We start from the raw sequence: 1,083 nt of genomic DNA, 5'->3' as shown, positions 1-1,083 counted from the left end.
GATACACCTGTACCCATGCCGAACACAGTAGTTAAGCCCTAGAACGCCTGAAGTAGTTGGGGGTTGCCCCCTGTTAGATACGGTAGTCGCTTAGCGTTTATCCGCCATAGCTCAGTTGGTAGTAGCGCATGACTGTTAATCATGATGTCGTAGGTTCGAGTCCTACTGGCGGAGTAGAGAGAGGTAGGAAGAGTCCTATCTTTTTTTGCATTTTAGAGAAGAGTGTGGTAAGATAGAGACAAGCAAGATATGCGTTGGCACCCTTAGCTCAACTGGATAGAGTACCTGACTACGAATCAGGCGGTTAGAGGTTCGACTCCTCTAGGGTGCATGATGAGAAAAAACAATAGGACAAAAATGTCCTGTTGTTTTTTTGTGGTTCTCTTTATACTAGGGATAGTTTAAAAGAAAAGGAGAATCGGGATGTCGTTAGAGACAGGGGAGTTTTTTGAGAAGGTCAAACCTATTATTTTAAAACTGAAGCGTCATTATTACTTACAGTTGTGGGAGACGGATGACTGGTTACAAGAGGGGCATTTGGTTTTAGTGAAGTTGTTGGAACGTCACCCAGAGTTAGTAGGAGATGAGGCTCGCTTGTATCGGTATTTTAAAACCAAGTTTTCGTCGTATTTGAAAGATGTCTTGCGTCGGCAAGAAAGTCAGAAACGCCAGTTTGACAAGATGGCTTATGAGGAGATAGGGGATGTGGCGCATGCGATTCCAGCTGGTGGGTTATGGTTGGATGATTATGTGGCCTATCGGGAGGTTTTAGTACAGGTGGAGGAGGCCTTAAGTGAAGCGGATCGGAAGCAGTTTCAGGCCTTAGTGAGAGGGGAACGGTTCAAGGGGCGTCAGGCTTTGCTTAGGAAGGTTCGTCCTTACTTTAGTGGGTTTGACCAAGGGTGAGGTTTTGGAGAGATTGGTTGTGGCTAGAGGGGACGCCTCTGGCCTTTTTCTCTGGAAGTTGAGTGGGGGTGATAGTCTCAAACTTTTAGAAAAACGAGTAAGTGGGAAAGCTGCTGAAAGAATTTTTAGATTAGTTGATGGTTTTTGAGAGCTTGAGTTAGTTCCCATGATTTTAGT

The 1,083-nt window shown here is 45.1% G+C and carries 1 protein-coding gene, 2 tRNA genes and 1 rRNA gene; all 4 read left to right on the top strand.

The features are described from left to right. A 5S ribosomal RNA gene (gene rrf, locus ACYTR8_RS09715) occupies nt 1–95 on the top strand; the annotation flags it as partial. Between the two features lie 5 nt (nt 96–100). Continuing rightward, nucleotides 101–174, top strand: a tRNA-Asn gene (locus tag ACYTR8_RS09710). Between the two features lie 83 nt (nt 175–257). Continuing rightward, nucleotides 258–331, top strand: a tRNA-Arg gene (locus tag ACYTR8_RS09705). 92 nt (nt 332–423) lie between these two features. Beyond that, complete coding sequence (locus tag ACYTR8_RS09700) at nt 424–906, top strand: competence protein ComX (RefSeq protein WP_269760418.1); 483 nt, start codon at nt 424–426, stop codon at nt 904–906. Nucleotides 907–1,083: the final 177 nt, after the last annotated feature.

This window comes from Streptococcus sp. F2 (assembly GCF_056500955.1).
The sequence above is the reverse complement of the archived record's forward strand: the minus strand, read 5'-3'. Positions and strand labels throughout refer to the sequence as shown.

Coding starts and splice junctions, on each gene's coding strand:
- ACYTR8_RS09700 (WP_269760418.1), top strand. CDS start 424: ATGTCGTTAGAGACAGGGGAGTTTTTTGAGAAGGTCAAACCTATTATT.